This is a genomic window from Marinobacter sp., assembly GCF_041595835.1.
Taxonomy (GTDB): domain Bacteria; phylum Pseudomonadota; class Gammaproteobacteria; order Pseudomonadales; family Oleiphilaceae; genus Marinobacter.
Map to the genome: position 1 here is coordinate 114,774 of NZ_JBFHJO010000003.1, position 16,379 is coordinate 131,152.

Consider the following 16,379-nt stretch of genomic DNA (forward strand, 5'->3'; position numbering starts at 1 on the left):
CGGGCACAAAGAACAAGGCGAACAACATGTCAAAAGCCAACAAAACCATCCGTATCGGCTGCTCTGCTGCTTTCTGGGGCGACACGGAAACAGCCGCAGCTCAACTGGTACGCCAAGGCAACATCGACTATCTCGTGGCCGATTACCTGGCCGAAATCACCATGTCGATCATGGCCGGGCAGAAAATGAAGGATCCGACCCAGGGTTATGCCCGGGATTTCGTACAGACGGTCATGGGACCACTACTTGGCGAAATCAAAGAGAAAGGCATCCGGGTTCTGGCCAACGCCGGCGGTGTTAACCCGGTGGCTTGCCGCGATGCACTTCAGGCTTTGTGCGAAAAGGCCGGCGTTGATCTGAGAATCGCCCTGGTGCTGGGCGACGACCTGATGACGAAGAAAAAGAAACTGGCAGATGCCGGCATTACCGAAATGACTACCGGCCAACCCTTCCCGGCCATGATGGTAAGCCTGAATGCGTACTTGGGTGCCCCAGGCCTGGTCGCTGCACTCGATGAAGGTGCTGACATCGTCATTACTGGCCGGGTAGCTGACAGTGCTTTGGTACTGGCTCCGCTGGTGCATGAATTTGGCTGGCAGTGGAACGACTTCGATAAGCTGGCTCAGGGCAGTCTGGCGGGCCACCTGCTGGAATGCGGCGCTCAGTCAACCGGCGGCAACTTCACCGATTGGGAAGCAGTGGCCGACGGCTATGCCAACATGGGTTTCCCAATTGCCGAAGTCAGTGCCTCTGGTGACTTTGTCATGACCAAACCTGATAACACCGGTGGCATGGTCAGCCGGGGTACGGTGAGTGAACAGCTGGTTTACGAGATTGGCGACCCACGTGCTTATCTATTGCCAGATGTAACGTGCGATTTTACTCAAGTTGTTCTTGAAGAAATCGGCAAGGATCGCGTTCGCGTGTCTGGCGCTCTGGGGCTCCCACCTACTGACAGTTACAAGGTGTCCGGTACCTGGCCGGATGGTTTCAAATGCACTGTAACCTTTCTGCTTGGGGGCATCGATGCAGCCGCCAAAGCGCAAAAAGTGGCGGAAGCGATTCTGGCGAAAACCTCCGCCATGTTCACCGAGCGGGGCCTGCCCGGATATTCCGAAACCAGCATCGAATTGCTGGGCACAGAAACAACCTATGGTCGCCACAGCCGCAACGATGATGCCCGTGAAGTGGTGGTGAAGATCGCTACCGCCCACCCGAAAAAAGAAGCTCTTGTGCTGTTCTCACGGGAGATTGCTCAGGCTGCTACCGGTATGGCTCCAGGCATAACTGGCATTGTTGGTGGCCGACCAACAGTGTGGCCGAAAATTCGCTTGTACTCATGCCTTGTTCCGAAGTCAGAAGTTGCTGTGTCGGTAAATTTCGCAGGTGAGACAGCTCCGGTGGATGTGTCCTGCGAGGGTGGTTTTGACTCCTCGCAACTAACACCACAGTCCGCAGATAACGCCGAGGTTGCAACAGATACGACGGTGCCTCTGATTCGTTTAGCCTGGGCACGCTCTGGTGATAAAGGAGACCACAGCAACATCGGGGTGATCGCACGTGAGGCTGAGTATGTCCCCTATATTCAGGCAGCCCTGACCGAAGCAGCGGTAGCAGACTGGATGAGCCATACGCTGAACCCGGAATCAGGCAAGGTAACTCGTTGGGCGCTACCCGGACTGAACGCCTTTAACTTCCTGCTGGAGCACAGTTTAGGTGGTGGCGGCGTCGCCAGCTTACGCATTGACCCTCAGGGCAAGGCTTTTGCACAACAGCTTCTGGAATTTCCGGTACCAGTACCTGCCAGGCTGGTGCAGAGCTAAACATTTGTTTGAACACAGGGGCATGCAAGCCCCTGCGGGATACCGAAACATTTTGCGTGAATTCATTAGATTCAGATAGGGATTTTTTATGAGTTATCAGTCTGTTTTACGGCCAGGATTGTTCGGAGACCAGGTATTTATCGTTACCGGCGGTGGTTCCGGTATTGGTCGCTGTACTGCTCACGAACTGGCCGCGCTAGGTGCACGGGTTGCGTTGGTTGGTCGAAAACAGGAAAAGGTCGACGCCGTTAAAGCCGAGATCGAAGAAGACGGCGGCATCGCCAGCGCTCACGCCTGTGATATCCGGGAAGAAGAATCGGTGAAAGCGACCGTCAAAGCCATTATCGCTGAACACGGCCGACTGGATGGGCTGGTAAATAATGCTGGCGGACAATTCGCTTCGCCGCTGACCGGAATCAACCAGAAAGGCTGGGAAACTGTGGTCAGGACAAACCTGACCGGTGGCTTTTTGATGGCCCGGGAGGCTTATACCCAGGCTTTGAACAAGAACGGCGGCGCTATTGTAAACATTGTGGCAGATATGTGGGGCGGCATGCCGGGCATGGGCCACTCCGGTGCAGCCCGGGCGGGCATGGTCAACTTTACTCAGACAGCCGCTGTCGAATGGGCACCATCCGGTGTTCGGGTAAACGCAGTAGCTCCGGGGTGGATTGCCTCCAGCGGCATGGATAACTACCCGGCTCACATGAAATCGTGGATCAAGGGCCTAGCAGATGCGGTTCCTTTCAAGCGGATAGGTACGGAGTCCGAAGTCAGTTCGGCTATTTGTTTTCTGTTGAGCCCGGGCGCTGCGTTTATCAGTGGTGACTGCCTGCGCATTGATGGTGCTGCATCTCAAGGTGGACGTGTCTGGCCGCTATCAAAGGCTAAGAACAATGAGCCGTACAACGGTTTCCACCGGGCCATAACCCCGAAAGTTCTGAGCGAAGACTGAGGATCATCCCATGCAGGTTTTGGAAACAACTATCATTCCGCAGTCGGATGAATTCCGCGCCAACACAGAAGCCATGGAAGCTCATATCGCAACCTTCCGGGGCGTCGAGCAAAAAGTGTTGGATTTAGCTGAAGCGGCACGGGAAAAGTTCACCAAGCGTGGAAAACTCCTGCCCCGCGATCGAATCAACCGTTTGCTGGACCGTGGCAGCGAGTTTCTGGAGCTGTGCTCCCTCGCTGGTTACAAAATGCATGACGACAAAGATGGCTCCATGGCTGGCGGGGGCATTATTGCTGGCATTGGCACTGTTGCGGGCGTGCGCTGCCTGATTCTGGCCAGCAACAGTGCGATCAAAGGCGGCACGATTACGCCTGCAGGTCTGGATAAAACCCTGCGTTTGCAGCAAATAGCGATGGAGAACAAACTACCGATTCTGTCTCTGTCAGAATCCGGGGGTGCCAACCTTAACTACGCTACGGATATTTTCGTACTCGGCGCCCGGGGCTTTGCCAACCAGGCCCGTATGTCAGCGGCCGGCATTCCACAAATCACTGTCGTTCACGGCAACGCCACTGCAGGCGGTGCATACCAGCCGGGGCTGTCAGATTATGTGATCACCGTGCGCGATCAGGCCAAGATGTTCCTGGCAGGCCCACCGCTACTGAAAGCCGCCACCGGCGAAATTGCGACCGACGAAGAATTGGGTGGTGCAGAAATGCACGCGTCTGTGGCAGGTACAGCGGAATACCTGGCCGAAGACGACGCCGATGGCATTCGTCAGGCCCGGGAAATTCTCGGAGCCCTGTCCTGGAACGACAACCTGCCAATGCAGCGTGAAGTGACCTGGGAAGAACCGCTCTATCCCGCAGAAGAACTGCTGGGAGTCATTCCGGCAGATGCAAAGAAACCATACGACGTGAGAGAAATCCTCGCCCGTATTGCCGACGGTTCCCGCTTCCTGGATTTCAAGAATGATTACGACAGCCAAACCGTCTGCGGCACCATCCGTATCCACGGTCAAAGTGTCGGCATCATTGGCAACAATGGCCCTATCACGCCGGCTGGCGCCACCAAAGCTGCGCAATTCATTCAACTGTGCGACCAGGCGGGCACCCCGATCCTGTTTCTCCACAATACCACCGGGTTCATGGTTGGCACCCATTCAGAACAAAACGGCATTATCAAGCACGGCTCCAAGATGCTGCAGGCTGTCGCCAACTGCCGGGTTCCTAAGCTAGCCGTTGTTGTCGGTGGTTCCTACGGCGCCGGCAACTACGCCATGTGCGGACGAGGCCTGGACCCCAGGTTCATCTTTGCCTGGCCCAACAGTCGCACCGCGGTTATGGGCCCAGCCCAGGCTGGCAAGGTCATGCGTATTGTAGCGGAAGAAAAGCAACGCAAGAGCGGTATAGAGCCAGATGAGAAAACTCTGGCATTCCTCGAACAAGCCACCGCAAAGAAACTGGAAGACGGCTCCACAGCGCTCTTTGGCACTGCAAGGTTGTGGGACGACGGGTTGATAGACCCTCGCGACACAAGGCGCGTGCTGGCTATGGCGCTCTCCGTTTGTCGCGAAGCTGAACAACGACAACTACGCCCCAACTCGTATGGGGTGGCACGTTTCTGAAACCTAACAGAACCCACACGCTAACCATCTTTCGTAAAGCAGGAGAACAACAATGAACTTTACCCAAGAACACGAAGCCCTGAGAAAAACCGTAAGAGATTTCGTTGAGAAAGAGATCAACCCATACTGCGACGAATGGGAAGAAGCCGGCGAATACCCGATCCGTGAAGTATTCAAGAAACTCGGAGATCTGGGCCTTCTGGGCATCCAGAAACCGGAAGAATACGGCGGCATGGGCCTGGATTACAGCTACAACCTGGTCGCCGCCGAAGAACTCGGCATGGCAAAGTGTGGCGGCGTAACACTCTCCATTGGCGTGCAAACCGACATGTGTACACCCGCCATTGCACGCTTCGGTTCCGATGAAATCAAGCGCAACTTCCTGGCTCCTGCCATCGCTGGTGACATGGTTGGCTGCATTGGCGTCAGTGAAGTAGGCGCAGGCTCAGACGTGGCCGGTCTGAAAACCACGGCCAAGAAAGATGGTGATGATTACGTTATCAACGGTTCCAAAATGTGGATCACCAACGCCCCTAAAGCCGACTTTATTTGCCTGTTGGCTAACACCAGCGACGACAAGCCGCACAAAAACAAAACTCTGATTGTTGTTCCCATGAACACCCCCGGCATTTCACTGAGCCCACACCTGAACAAACTGGGCATGCGTTCATCCGAAACCGCCCAAGTGTTCTTCGACGACGTTCGGGTACCCCAACGTAACCGCATTGGTGCTGAAGGTACGGGGTTCATGTGTCAGATGATTCAATTCCAGGAAGAGCGCATGTGGGGTGCTGCCAACATGCTGAAAGCCCTGGAAAGCTGCATTGATCAAACCATCGAATATTGCCGCGAACGCAAAACCTTTGGGCAACCACTGATCAACAACCAATACATCCACTTCCGTTTGGCAGAACTGCAAACGGAAGTGGAAGCTCTACGAGCGCTGACTTACAAGGCTTGCGAGCTCCACATTACCGGCAAAGACGTGACCCAACTGGCCTCCATGGCCAAGCTCAAAGGTGGCCGTCTGGGCCGCGAAGTCACAGATGCTTGCCTGCAATATTGGGGCGGCAACGGCTACATGTGGGAAAACCCACTGGCCCGTGCTTACCGTGACGTTCGCCTGGCCTCCATCGGCGGCGGCGCAGACGAAATCATGCTGGGCATCATTTGCAAGACGATGGGAACTTTGCCTGGCAAACAAAGGGGCTGAAGGTTTCGCATGCCACAAACATTGTACGTGGAGTCATCAATGAAACAACAACTACCAAACTGTGAAACGCTCGCCATCGAGACCAGCGGCCCGGCACTGATGGTTACTATTAACCGCCCAGAAGTCCGAAATGCCATGAGCCTGAAAATGGTTGCGGAGCTATCCACCATTTTCACTCAAGTTGAAAGCGATGAAGCCATCAGAGCCATTGTCATCCGGGGCGCCGGCGGGCACTTCTGTGCCGGTGGCGACATCAAAGACATGGCCGGGGCCCGAGGCCAGAAAGGCGAAGGCCGCGAAGATCCCTTCTTCAAACTAAACAGAGCTTTCGGCGAAATGATTCAGCAAGTCAACGAATCATCCAAAGTCGTTATCGCCATCACGGAAGGTGCCGTCATGGGCGGCGGCTTTGGTCTTGCCTGCGTATCTGACCTGGCTATTGCCAGCCCAACCGCCAGATTCGGCATGCCAGAAACCACTCTGGGCGTTATTCCCGCTCAGATTGCTCCGTTCGTGGTTGCCCGGACCGGCCTCACCCAAGCCCGTCGACTGGCCTTGCTCGGACTCAGAATTGATGCCACCGAGGCGTGCTCACTCGGCATCGTTCACCAAGTTGCCGACAGCGAAGAACACATGGAAAAACTGCTGGCCGATGCATTGGACCGGGTGCGTTTGTGCGCACCGAATGCCACAGCGGAAACCAAAGCGCTTCTGCACAGAGTCGGCAATCAGGACATGGCCGAATTACTCGATGACGCCGCGGCTAAATTCGCAGCGGCTATTCGTGGGCCCGAAGGTATGGAAGGCACCATGGCGTTTATGCAGAAACGCGAGCCCAAGTGGGCTGGCAAGCAATAGGTACAGCGATACTAAATTCCGAAAATGCAGTCGTGCGGACAGGCACCATCCTGCCCCCATAACAAGGTAAGTCATGCCCATGCTAAAAAAACTACTCATCGCAAACCGAGGCGAAATCGCCTGCAGGGTCATTCGTACAGCCAAGGCTCTGGGATACCGAACCGTGGCGGTTTACTCTGAAGCTGACGCCAACGCGTTGCACGTTACAATGGCTGACGAAGCCGTCTGCATCGGTCCAGCCCAAGTAGCAGCCTCCTACCTGAACGCAGATGCCATACTCGATGCCGCAGCAAAAACCGGCGCCGACTGCATCCACCCGGGTTACGGCTTCCTTTCCGAAAACTCCGGTTTTGCCAAAGCGATTAAACAAGCCGGCCTGACCTTTGTTGGTCCGCCTGAAAATGCTATCGAGCTCATGGGCAGCAAGCGCCGATCCAAGATCGCCATGCAAAAAGCCGGCGTACCGGTGGTACCGGGTTATGAAGGTGACAACGCCAGCGACAATCAACTGATTCACGCTGCCAAAGACATTGGTTACCCACTCATGCTCAAAGCCTCCGCTGGTGGTGGCGGCCGAGGTATGCGCCTGGTAGAAAATGAGAGTGAACTGGCCGACAACATCAAACGTGCACGCTCAGAAGCCAAACAAGCCTTCGGTGACGACGAACTGATCCTCGAAAAAGCCGTTATCGAGCCACGCCATGTAGAGATTCAGGTGTTTGCTGATCGTTACGGCAATGCAGTGTATCTGGGCGAACGGGATTGTTCCGTACAGCGCCGGCACCAGAAAGTTGTCGAAGAAGCACCCTCACCTTTCGTTACACCAGAATTGCGCAAAGCCATGGGCGAAGCGGCCGTTAAAGCTACTCTGTCCTGTGGCTACGAAGGCGCTGGCACTGTCGAATTTCTGGTTGATAAAGATCGCAACTTCTATTTTCTGGAAATGAACACGCGCCTGCAGGTAGAACACCCTGTCACCGAGCTTATCACTGGTCAGGACCTGGTAGCCTGGCAGCTGATGGTCGCTGAAGGCCAACCATTACCACTCGCTCAGGACGAGATCGAGCTGAATGGTCACGCCATCGAAGTCCGCCTGTATGCGGAAGACCCCGCCACCGACTTCACACCCCAAACTGGTACGCTGCATGAGTTCAAACCGGCTGAAGGTGAAGGCCTGCGCTTTGATACTGGCGTTCTATCCGGCGATGTGGTCAGCCCGCATTACGACCCGATGCTGGCGAAAGTCATCGCCTGGGGCCAAAACCGGAATGAAGCGCGCCGTCGCCTGGTTCGCGCTCTGGAAGACACCACAGTTTTCGGTGTCACCACTAACCGCCACTTCCTCAGCCGTATTATCGCTGACGAAACCTTTGGGGCAGGCGAAGCCACTACGGCCTTCCTGCAACAGGCATTCAAAGATGACCCTTCTCTTAGCCCGCAAGATCTGAGTATTCGGGAGCTGGCACTGAGTGCCTGCGTTCTGAGCCTTGATGACTCGGGCAGAGAAAGCTGGAGCAATGCACCGGGCACAGTCATTCCAATGAGTCTGGAAGCCAACGATGAAACCATCCAGCTACTGGTGCGCAAAGCCGGCCAGAAGCTCATGGTTTCGCACGGTGAAGACCATTACGAACTGTACCTGCACAGCCAGAAACCAGGCCAGCTATGCATAATCGACAACGGTATTCGTCAGGGGTGCCAATACCATCGCGTTGGGGATTCCCTATATTTGCAGGCATTCGGTCGATCCTGGTCAGTCACAGACAAAACCCACCAACCCGCCTCTGGGGCCCAGAGTTCGGGCAGCGGCAGAATACAGGCCGCGATGGACGGCGCCATTATCGATGTACTCATTGCTGAAGGCGAGTCCGTCAGCCAGGGCCAGACTCTGGTCGTTCTGGAAGCGATGAAAATGGAGCATCCAGTGAAAGCCGACCGGGATGGCGTAGTGGCAGGACTACACACAAGAACGGGTGATCAGGTAAAGCGCAGCCAACTCCTGGTTGAGCTCGCACCTCAGGAAACAGAACAAACAACATAATCCGCGAACAAAAAATACAATCGCGTGACGCACGGAATGAAATCACCATGAGCCAAGATATAGTAACCGCCCGCGACATCATACGCAGCCTTCCGCCAGTACTGGGGCGCTTTCCCTTCATTGCACGAGGATTGTATTACTACCTCGCAAAAAACAATGAGAAAGAGCTGACCCTGGGCAAACTGATCGCCCGGAATGCAAAAAAATACCCATACCATCCGGCTATTCTTTGTGACGACATCACCGTATCGTGGCAAGAGTTTGAAGCATGGAGCAACCGAATCGCCCACTACCTGAAAGACCAGGGATTAGTAAAAGGCGATTCCATTGCGGTGTTGCTGGAAAACCGGCCTGAGCTGCTGGCAGTCGTTGCAGGCGCGTCAAAAGTCGGTGTCGCCTGCGCTATGCTGAACACCTCCCAGAAAGGCAAAGTGCTGGCTCATAGCATCAACCTGATCGAACCCAAAATGTTAGTGGTTGGTGAAGAACTGCTCGACCATGCCGAAGGTGTTCGCTCAGACATCCGGCTGTCTCATTCCAACCCCATGTTGTACCTGGCCGACAGCAACACACTGAACATTTTCGGTGAGGCACCGGCGGGCTATTCCAACATGGCTATGGAAGTCAGCCGCTGCCCTTCCTCTAAGCCAGTTCTGACCAATCCAGTGGTCATGGGTGACACTGCAGTTTATCTGTACACCTCAGGCACCACGGGATTACCCAAGGCGGCCCCAGGCTCCCACCGAAAGTTCGTAAGGGCTTACGGCGGTTTTGGCATGTTGTCTCTTGCCATGAAACCGGAAGACGTTCTTTACTGTACTCTGCCGCTTTATCACGGCACCGCCCTGCTGGTGTGCTGGGGCTCGGTTATCGCGGGGGGGTCTGCCATAGCCTTGCGTAGAAAGTTCTCAGCCACGGCTTTCTGGAACGATGTCCGCAGATACAAGGCCACAACCTTTGGTTATGTGGGAGAACTCTGCCGCTACCTGCTAAACCATCCGGTCAGTGATCAGGACCGGAACCATACCCTGACCAAAATGATCGGTAATGGCTTACGGCCTTCCATCTGGAAAGAGTTCAAGGAACGCTTCGGAATTGAAACTGTAGCTGAGCTTTACGCTTCATCTGAAGGCAACATCGGTTTCTCTAACTTCTTCAATATGGACAACACGGTGGGCTTCTCTACAGCACCTTACCGATTGGTAAAATACTACGAAGGCACTCGCGATCCCATCCGCAACGAACAAGGCCTTCTGGAGGAAGTCGACAAGGGTGAGCCCGGGTTGCTGATTGGTGAAATTACCAAAAAGTGGGCATTTGAAGGCTATACCCAGAAGGAGGCGACTGAAAAATCCATTCTCCGAGACGGCTTTAAAAAAGGCGACGCCTGGTTCAACACCGGTGATGTCCTTAGAGAAATCGGTTGTCGTCACCTGCAGTTTGTTGACCGAATGGGCGACACCTTCCGCTGGAAAGGCGAAAACGTTTCGACCACTGAGGTTGAAAACATCCTTGACGGCTCCGGCATGGTGGAGGAAGCCATTGTTTACGGTGTAGAGATCCCGAACACTAACGGCAAGGCCGGCATGGTAACTCTAGTGCCCGACGAGTCTGAAACTGCCTTCGATACCGACAAACTGTTCACCTACCTTAAGGATAATTTGCCTGCATATGCAGTGCCGGTGTTCGTGAGAATAACCGAGGCTATCGAGAAAACTGGCACGTTCAAGTACCGCAAGGTGGACATCCAAAAACTTGGCTATTCTCTGGATCGTCCCCATGAGGAGGTTTACGCCTGGCTTCCAAAAACTTCAGGTTATACCAGGCTGACACCTGAGCTTGTAGCTGACATTGATTCTGGTGCAGTTCGGTTCTGATTTTCAGCTCTGAGGTACGGTGCCAGGGTCAGACTTTGACCCTGGCCTGTTTATTTTGTAAGCCTACATGCCAACGTTAAGAACGACCTTCCCTGTAGCACGACGCCCTGTCAACGCTCCAAGCGCCTCCGCGTACTGGTCAAATTCAAAGACCTGACTGACCTTCGGATCTATTTTGCCCTCGCCGTACATCTGTAATAACTCAATCATATTTTGAGCACTGGCCTCCGGCTCTCGCTGAGTGAAGCTTCCCCAGAACACACCGACTACAGAGCACCCCTTCAGCAACGTGAGATTCGCAGGTACTTTCGGGATATCGCCGGCCGCGAAGCCAATGATCAAATGACGGCCATTCCAGGCCATGGACCGCAAAGCCTGTTCTGTGAAGTCTCCGCCGACCGGATCGTAGATCACATCCACACCCTTGCCTTTGGTCAACGTCTTCACCGCGTCTTTCAGGGACTCTTCGGAATAGTTGAGCAATTCATCCGCACCGGCATTTTTCGCAATGGCCAATTTCTCTGCGCTACTCGCCGCTGCGATCACTTTCGCCCCCATGGCCTTACCCAATTCAACTGTAGCCAAACCAACGCCACCACTGGCACCCAGCACCAACAAAGTTTCCCCGGGCTGAATATTGGCGCGCTGCTTCAATGCGTAATAAGACGTGCCATACACCATCATGAAGCCGGCCGCCTTTTCATAAGGCATGCTATCTGGCAGCGGTAGCAAGTTGGATTCCGGGGCAACCACTTCCTCCGCGAAAGCACCCCAGCCTGTCAGTGCAGCAACCCGATCGCCCGGCTTGAAACGGGTTACTTTGTCGCCAACCTCAATAACCTCACCAGCCAACTCGCCACCCGGCGAAAATGGCATGGGCGGCTGAAGCTGATACTTACCTTCAATAATCAACGTATCTGGAAAATTAAGGCCTGCGGCCTTTACGCGGATTTTCACACCCCTGCCCTTGGCTTCGGGGCTTGGGACATCCTCGATGACCAGCTTCTCAGCCGGGCCGTATTCTTTACACAAAATAGCTTTCATAGTCTCTCCTGGTAGCTCAGGCACCCGGGTTCCCCTCAGGGCGGCCGAGCTGGCAAATTCAGCTTATTATTGACCGGGATCAAGCTAAACAGAGTTCCCCCATGAAGCAAATAAAGTTCTCTTATTCTGGCGAATAAACCGTGCTTATATCGCAGAGCGCAATATTACTCCCCCGAAAATACACCACAGATGAATCGCCGGGCGATTTCAGCTATTATCCACACTTTCATTCTGAACGTTTCTGACCCTGACCTTCTTAGCCCCAGAGCCCACCATGTTTGACATCATCTACGCGCTTGAAATGATAGGCATCGTGGCTTTTGCCATTTCCGGAATGATCGTTGCGCGCTCTAAAAACATGGATCCTGTCGGGGTATTCGCTATCGGATTCATCACTGCACTCGGCGGTGGCACGCTTCGGGATCTGATCATGGACAACCACCCGCTCTACTGGATCAAGCATCAGGAGCAGCCTATCCTGATTCTGGGCATGGCCATTGTTTTCAGCTATTGGAGCCGCGCCCACAGCCTGAAAGAGTCCCGCATTGTGTTTCCGGATGCCATTGGCCTTGGTATTTTTTCCATTCTTGGCGCTCAATTGGCTCTGGATCTTGGCCATTCCTGGTTTATCGCTTCGATGCTTGGCGTAATGACAGGAACGTTTGGCGGCGCACTACGCGACACGCTCTGTAATGAAGTGCCATTTATCTTCCGCAAAGACCAGATTTACGCATCTATTTCTTTCGCGGGTTGCTGGTTGTATTTTGTCTGCCAATGGTTTCTGGAGAGCGAAACAGCCGCTCTCACCATCGGCCTGCTCTTTATCGTTTCGGTCCGAATGCTGGCAGTCCGCTTTGACATCCGCCTACAAAGGGACCAGGTTCAAGGCTGAACCGTAAATCATCCCTTGGCCTGAAGCAGCCTAGCCGGTAACATTGCTTTTTTTTCACACAGATTAGATTTCCCGCACTCAATCAGTTTTTCACATACCAAACCCAAGGCATCCCGAGAGGCAGACCCACGTCATGCTTGAACGACTGTTCCAACTCCAAGCCCACGGCACAAATGTTCGTAAAGAAATAATCGCTGGCATCACAACCTTCCTGACCATGGCGTATATCATTGTGGTCAACCCCAGTATGTTGTCCTCCACCGGCATGGACTTCGGCGCAGTCTTTGTGGCCACATGCCTTGCGGCTGTGGTTGGTACGCTGATCATGGGCCTCTGGGCAAATTACCCTATCGCTCTGGCGCCAGGCATGGGGCTCAACGCCTTTTTCTCCTTTACCGTTGTCGGCAGCATGGGATACAGCTGGCAGATAGCGCTGGGTGCCGTATTCATCTCTGGCTTCCTGTTCTTTATGCTCAGCATATTTAAGGTCCGGGAGTGGATCATTAACAGCATTCCACTCTCCTTACGCTTTGGCATATCGGCTGGTATCGGTTTTTTCCTGGCACTGATCGCTCTGAAAAACGCCGGGATTGTAGTAGACCACCCGGCCACGCTGGTGAGCATGGGCGACGTGGCTGCTGCGGAAAGCCTGCTGTTCTTTGGCGGCTTCATTCTGATCTGCGCACTGGCCTTCCGTCAGGTTACCGGAGCGGTGATGATCGGCATTATAGCCGTGACCATCGTAGCGATGATGCTGGGTATGGTTGAATACAATGGCCTTGTTTCTGCCCCGCCAAGTATCGCTCCCACATTTATGCAACTGGACCTGGCTGGCGCCCTGAACGTCGGAATGATCAGCGTTATTTTCGCCTTCCTGTTTGTCGATCTGTTTGATACTTCAGGCACACTGGTTGGTGCTGCTCAACGTGGCGGACTGCTCGATAAAAACGGCAAACTCCCTCGCCTTGGTCGTGCCCTGATGTCCGACTCCATCGCCACCATGTCAGGGGCAGCGCTGGGCACCTCGACAACCACCAGTTACGTTGAATCCACTGCGGGTATCGCCGCCGGTGGTCGTACCGGCCTGACCGCTGTCGTTGTTGCCGCATTATTTCTGGCCTGCCTGCTGTTTGCACCTATTGCCAGCATCATCCCGGCTTACGCCACAGCGCCTGCCCTGCTTTACGTTGCCTGCCTGATGGCCAGCGGCCTGAAACTGATTGACTGGGATGACATCACCGATACAGCACCTGCCATTGTGACGGCCCTGATGATGCCACTGACATTCTCTATTGCTCACGGTATCGCACTTGGGTTTATCACTTACGTTGCAGTGAAGGCCTTGGCTGGGAAGTGGTCAGATCTGAACTGGAGTGTCGCCATCATTGCCATTGTTTTCGTGCTGAAATTTCTATTCCTCGATGTGGCCTGAGCCACATCCTTACAGGTGAGTTATGGATTATTTTTCGCAGAGTATTAAGCAGGCCATCAGAACCGTTCCGGACTGGCCAAAGGCGGGCGTATCATTCAGAGATATCACAACCGTACTTCAGGATAAAACAGCCTTCCGCAAGCTGATTGATGCCTTTGTACACCGCTATCACGGCCAACACATTGATGCCGTCGCCGCAGTAGATGCCCGGGGCTTTATTATTGGCTCTGCTTTGGCCTACGAGCTCAATGCATCACTGGTTCTGGTGCGCAAGAAAGGCAAACTTCCGTTCGACACACTGGTCGAAGACTATGAACTGGAGTACGGCACTGCGTCCGTTGAACTGCACAAAGATGCCTTCAAACCGGGTGATAAGGTTGTCCTGGTAGACGACTTGATTGCCACTGGCGGCACCATGCTGGCCGCAAGCCGCCTGATCCGCCGTATTGGCGCAGAGATCGTAGAAGTGGCTGCGATGATTGACCTCCCGGATCTGGGTGGTTCCCGCAAGCTGCAGGAAGAAGGCTTGCAGGTTTATACTGTGTGTTCGTTCGAAGGGGAATAATCACCATTAACAGGAGGCGACCATGCCCGATTATCAACACCATTGGAAAGACGGCACCCCCGTCCATTTACCTCTCGGTAAAATCGTGTGCATTGGTCGCAACTACGCCGAACACGCCCGGGAACTCAACAACCCGGTACCAGATGAACCGCTATTGTTCATCAAGCCTTCGACTTCAGCGGTTTATATAACCCGCCCAGTCGACTTCCCCCGGGATAAGGGCGAAGTGCACTTCGAAACCGAACTGGCCGTACTCATTGGCCGCCCGCTCACCAATGCCTCTGCCAGCGAAGCAGAACGTGCCATCCTTGGTTACGGATTGGCATTGGATCTGACCCTTCGGGATGTACAAAGTAAGCTTAAAGAAAAAGGACAGCCCTGGGAGCGCGCCAAAGCCTTTGACGGCGCCTGCCCACTATCCCCTTTTGTACCAGTCGACAAGCTCCCTAAAGGCAACATTCATTTTACCCTTGATATCGACGGCCAGCGGCAACAGACTGGCGATACCCGTGATATGCTGAACACTATTGTGCCGCTGATTGCCCACATGAGCAGCCAGTTCTCCCTGCTACCGGGCGATGTGGTTCTGACCGGTACACCCAAGGGGGTCGGGCCGCTGATTTCAGGACAAACCTTGTCTCTCGAGCTTGAAGATGTCTTGTTCGTGGAGACTAAAGTGCTCTGATTGGCCCACCTAAAGAATTTTCAGGCAAACTTCTGCTTCAGGGAACCTGTTCCACCATGGCGAAAAAACCTGTCACCTCCCGCTCAGGCCGATTCTTCAAACTGGCTGGCATGACAGCATCTGTAGCAAGCCAGTACGCCGGCCAAAAAGCCCGGAACATGTTCCGGTCAGTTGACGATGAAAGCGCCAGAAGTGAAAACTACACTCGCATGGCTGGCCAGATTGCCGACACCCTTGGAGAGCTGAAAGGTGCGGTGATGAAGGTCGGGCAAATAGCCTCCCAGACTCAGGACTTCTTACCTAAAGAATTCTCGGAGGCTCTGGAAAAGCTCCAGAAAGAAGCGCCTCCTATGCCCTTCGATGTCATTCTGGAGCAGATCGAAACAGAGCTCGGCAAGCCTGTCAGCGAGCTCTACGAATACCTCCAGGAAACCCCTTACGCTTCTGCTTCGATCGGGCAAGTTCATCGCGCCCGGTTGCACAACGGCACAGACGTTATCGTAAAGGTTCAGTATCCCGGAGTAGACAAGTCCTGCGACTCAGACCTCAAGCAACTACGCCTGGCCCTAAAGCTCGGTGGACTGCTGAAAATGCCGAAAGAAACGGTGGACCTGCTGTTCGGGGAAATCCGGGAGCGCCTGCAGGAAGAGCTGGACTACGAGAACGAGGCCCAGAACCTCAAAATTTTTCATGAGTTCCACAAAAAACAACCGTGGGTGGTCATTCCCAGGGTTGTCGATAGCCATTCTACTCGCCGGGTACTCACGCTCGAACTGGAGGAAGGCGACCACATCAGCAAAGTCACGCCGGAGCAATACAGCCAGGAAACTCTGAACCTGATCGGCCACCGAATCTTCACCATCATGGCTGACCAGTTATTCCGCTTTCAATGTATCCACGGCGACCCGCACGCCGGCAACTTTGCCTACCGGCCTGACGGCACCATCGTGATGTACGATTTTGGCTGCGTAAAGAAACTGAAACCAGAGATTGTGGAGGCTTACCGCAAGGCGCTGATTTCCGCACTGGAGGAAGATTACGCCGGTCTCGACCAGCACCTGATCGATCTGGGCGCACGGGTAAGCAACCAGCCAGCTATAGATGAAGCTTATTACGCCATGTGGCGAGACATTCTGATCGTTCCGTTCGCAGATGACGAGCCATATAATTTTGCCGAAGCAGACATCCACAAACACGTGGCTGCAAAAACCAGCACCATATTCAAGTATCTCGATGCTTTCAAACCACCAGTAGAGAGCATTTTTATAGACCGGATGATTGCAGGGCACTACTGGATGCTGAAGCGGCTGGGGGTTCAGGCTGCGTTCAAAGGCGAACTGGAGAAATACCTCCGAAGCTGAGGCAAG

General features: G+C 54.2%; 13 protein-coding genes. 12 read left to right on the forward strand and 1 reads right to left on the reverse strand.

Annotated features, from left to right (window positions below; genetic code table 11):
* The first annotated feature begins 26 nt into the window (after positions 1 to 26).
* From ABYA77_RS02595 to ABYA77_RS02625, 7 genes are all read left to right on the forward strand, one after another.
* Positions 27 to 1,823, forward strand: a complete 1,797-nt coding sequence (locus ABYA77_RS02595) for an acyclic terpene utilization AtuA family protein (protein WP_372964377.1) — start codon at positions 27 to 29, stop codon at positions 1,821 to 1,823.
* A gap of 88 nt (positions 1,824 to 1,911) precedes the next feature.
* Complete coding sequence (locus ABYA77_RS02600; protein WP_372964378.1) at positions 1,912 to 2,778, forward strand: SDR family oxidoreductase; 867 nt, start codon at positions 1,912 to 1,914, stop codon at positions 2,776 to 2,778.
* A gap of 10 nt (positions 2,779 to 2,788) precedes the next feature.
* The gene (locus ABYA77_RS02605; RefSeq protein ID WP_372964379.1) at positions 2,789 to 4,405 is read left to right on the forward strand and encodes an acyl-CoA carboxylase subunit beta; all 1,617 of its coding nucleotides are present in this window, start codon (positions 2,789 to 2,791) and stop codon (positions 4,403 to 4,405) included.
* Positions 4,406 to 4,457: 52 nt separating this feature from the next.
* Positions 4,458 to 5,618, forward strand: a complete 1,161-nt coding sequence (locus ABYA77_RS02610) for an acyl-CoA dehydrogenase family protein (RefSeq protein ID WP_372964380.1) — start codon at positions 4,458 to 4,460, stop codon at positions 5,616 to 5,618.
* A 39-nt stretch (positions 5,619 to 5,657) separates the two neighbouring features.
* The gene (locus ABYA77_RS02615) at positions 5,658 to 6,476 is read left to right on the forward strand and encodes an enoyl-CoA hydratase/isomerase family protein (protein ID WP_372964381.1); all 819 of its coding nucleotides are present in this window, start codon (positions 5,658 to 5,660) and stop codon (positions 6,474 to 6,476) included.
* A 79-nt stretch (positions 6,477 to 6,555) separates the two neighbouring features.
* Positions 6,556 to 8,517 (forward strand): acetyl-CoA carboxylase biotin carboxylase subunit, encoded by a 1,962-nt coding sequence (locus ABYA77_RS02620; protein ID WP_372964406.1) that lies wholly within the window; start codon positions 6,556 to 6,558, stop codon positions 8,515 to 8,517.
* A 47-nt stretch (positions 8,518 to 8,564) separates the two neighbouring features.
* The gene (locus ABYA77_RS02625; protein ID WP_372964382.1) at positions 8,565 to 10,394 is read left to right on the forward strand and encodes a long-chain-acyl-CoA synthetase; all 1,830 of its coding nucleotides are present in this window, start codon (positions 8,565 to 8,567) and stop codon (positions 10,392 to 10,394) included.
* Between the two features lie 63 nt (positions 10,395 to 10,457).
* Here the strand turns inward: ABYA77_RS02625 and ABYA77_RS02630 are convergent, their stop codons facing one another.
* Positions 10,458 to 11,438, reverse strand: coding sequence for an NADPH:quinone oxidoreductase family protein (locus ABYA77_RS02630; RefSeq protein ID WP_372964383.1), 981 nt, complete (start codon positions 11,436 to 11,438; stop codon positions 10,458 to 10,460).
* Positions 11,439 to 11,712: 274 nt separating this feature from the next.
* Between ABYA77_RS02630 and ABYA77_RS02635 the strand changes: the two genes are divergently transcribed.
* The 5 genes from ABYA77_RS02635 (at position 11,713) to ABYA77_RS02655 (ending at position 16,373) form a co-directional block, all read left to right on the forward strand.
* Positions 11,713 to 12,330 (forward strand): trimeric intracellular cation channel family protein, encoded by a 618-nt coding sequence (locus ABYA77_RS02635; RefSeq protein WP_372964384.1) that lies wholly within the window; start codon positions 11,713 to 11,715, stop codon positions 12,328 to 12,330.
* A gap of 133 nt (positions 12,331 to 12,463) precedes the next feature.
* Entirely contained in the window at positions 12,464 to 13,762 is a 1,299-nt protein-coding gene (locus ABYA77_RS02640) for an NCS2 family permease (protein ID WP_372964385.1), read from the forward strand.
* A 22-nt stretch (positions 13,763 to 13,784) separates the two neighbouring features.
* Positions 13,785 to 14,327, forward strand: coding sequence for an adenine phosphoribosyltransferase (locus ABYA77_RS02645; protein ID WP_372964386.1), 543 nt, complete (start codon positions 13,785 to 13,787; stop codon positions 14,325 to 14,327).
* 22 nt (positions 14,328 to 14,349) lie between these two features.
* Positions 14,350 to 15,012: a fumarylacetoacetate hydrolase family protein gene (locus ABYA77_RS02650; RefSeq protein WP_372964387.1), complete on the forward strand. Its 663-nt coding sequence runs from the start codon at positions 14,350 to 14,352 to the stop codon at positions 15,010 to 15,012.
* Positions 15,013 to 15,068: 56 nt separating this feature from the next.
* Positions 15,069 to 16,373: an ABC1 kinase family protein gene (locus tag ABYA77_RS02655; protein WP_372964388.1), complete on the forward strand. Its 1,305-nt coding sequence runs from the start codon at positions 15,069 to 15,071 to the stop codon at positions 16,371 to 16,373.
* The last annotated feature ends 6 nt before the right edge of the window (positions 16,374 to 16,379 follow it).

Excerpts from the sequence above, each read along its gene's own strand:
- ABYA77_RS02595 (WP_372964377.1), top strand. The coding sequence starts at position 27 with ATGTCAAAAGCCAACAAAACCATCCGTATCGGCTGCTCTGCTGCTTTC.
- ABYA77_RS02600 (WP_372964378.1), top strand. The coding sequence starts at position 1,912 with ATGAGTTATCAGTCTGTTTTACGGCCAGGATTGTTCGGAGACCAGGTA.
- ABYA77_RS02605 (WP_372964379.1), top strand. The coding sequence starts at position 2,789 with ATGCAGGTTTTGGAAACAACTATCATTCCGCAGTCGGATGAATTCCGC.
- ABYA77_RS02610 (WP_372964380.1), top strand. The coding sequence starts at position 4,458 with ATGAACTTTACCCAAGAACACGAAGCCCTGAGAAAAACCGTAAGAGAT.
- ABYA77_RS02615 (WP_372964381.1), top strand. The coding sequence starts at position 5,658 with ATGAAACAACAACTACCAAACTGTGAAACGCTCGCCATCGAGACCAGC.
- ABYA77_RS02620 (WP_372964406.1), top strand. The coding sequence starts at position 6,556 with ATGCTAAAAAAACTACTCATCGCAAACCGAGGCGAAATCGCCTGCAGG.
- ABYA77_RS02625 (WP_372964382.1), top strand. The coding sequence starts at position 8,565 with ATGAGCCAAGATATAGTAACCGCCCGCGACATCATACGCAGCCTTCCG.
- ABYA77_RS02630 (WP_372964383.1), bottom strand. The coding sequence starts at position 11,438 with ATGAAAGCTATTTTGTGTAAAGAATACGGCCCGGCTGAGAAGCTGGTC.
- ABYA77_RS02635 (WP_372964384.1), top strand. The coding sequence starts at position 11,713 with ATGTTTGACATCATCTACGCGCTTGAAATGATAGGCATCGTGGCTTTT.
- ABYA77_RS02640 (WP_372964385.1), top strand. The coding sequence starts at position 12,464 with ATGCTTGAACGACTGTTCCAACTCCAAGCCCACGGCACAAATGTTCGT.
- ABYA77_RS02645 (WP_372964386.1), top strand. The coding sequence starts at position 13,785 with ATGGATTATTTTTCGCAGAGTATTAAGCAGGCCATCAGAACCGTTCCG.
- ABYA77_RS02650 (WP_372964387.1), top strand. The coding sequence starts at position 14,350 with ATGCCCGATTATCAACACCATTGGAAAGACGGCACCCCCGTCCATTTA.
- ABYA77_RS02655 (WP_372964388.1), top strand. The coding sequence starts at position 15,069 with ATGGCGAAAAAACCTGTCACCTCCCGCTCAGGCCGATTCTTCAAACTG.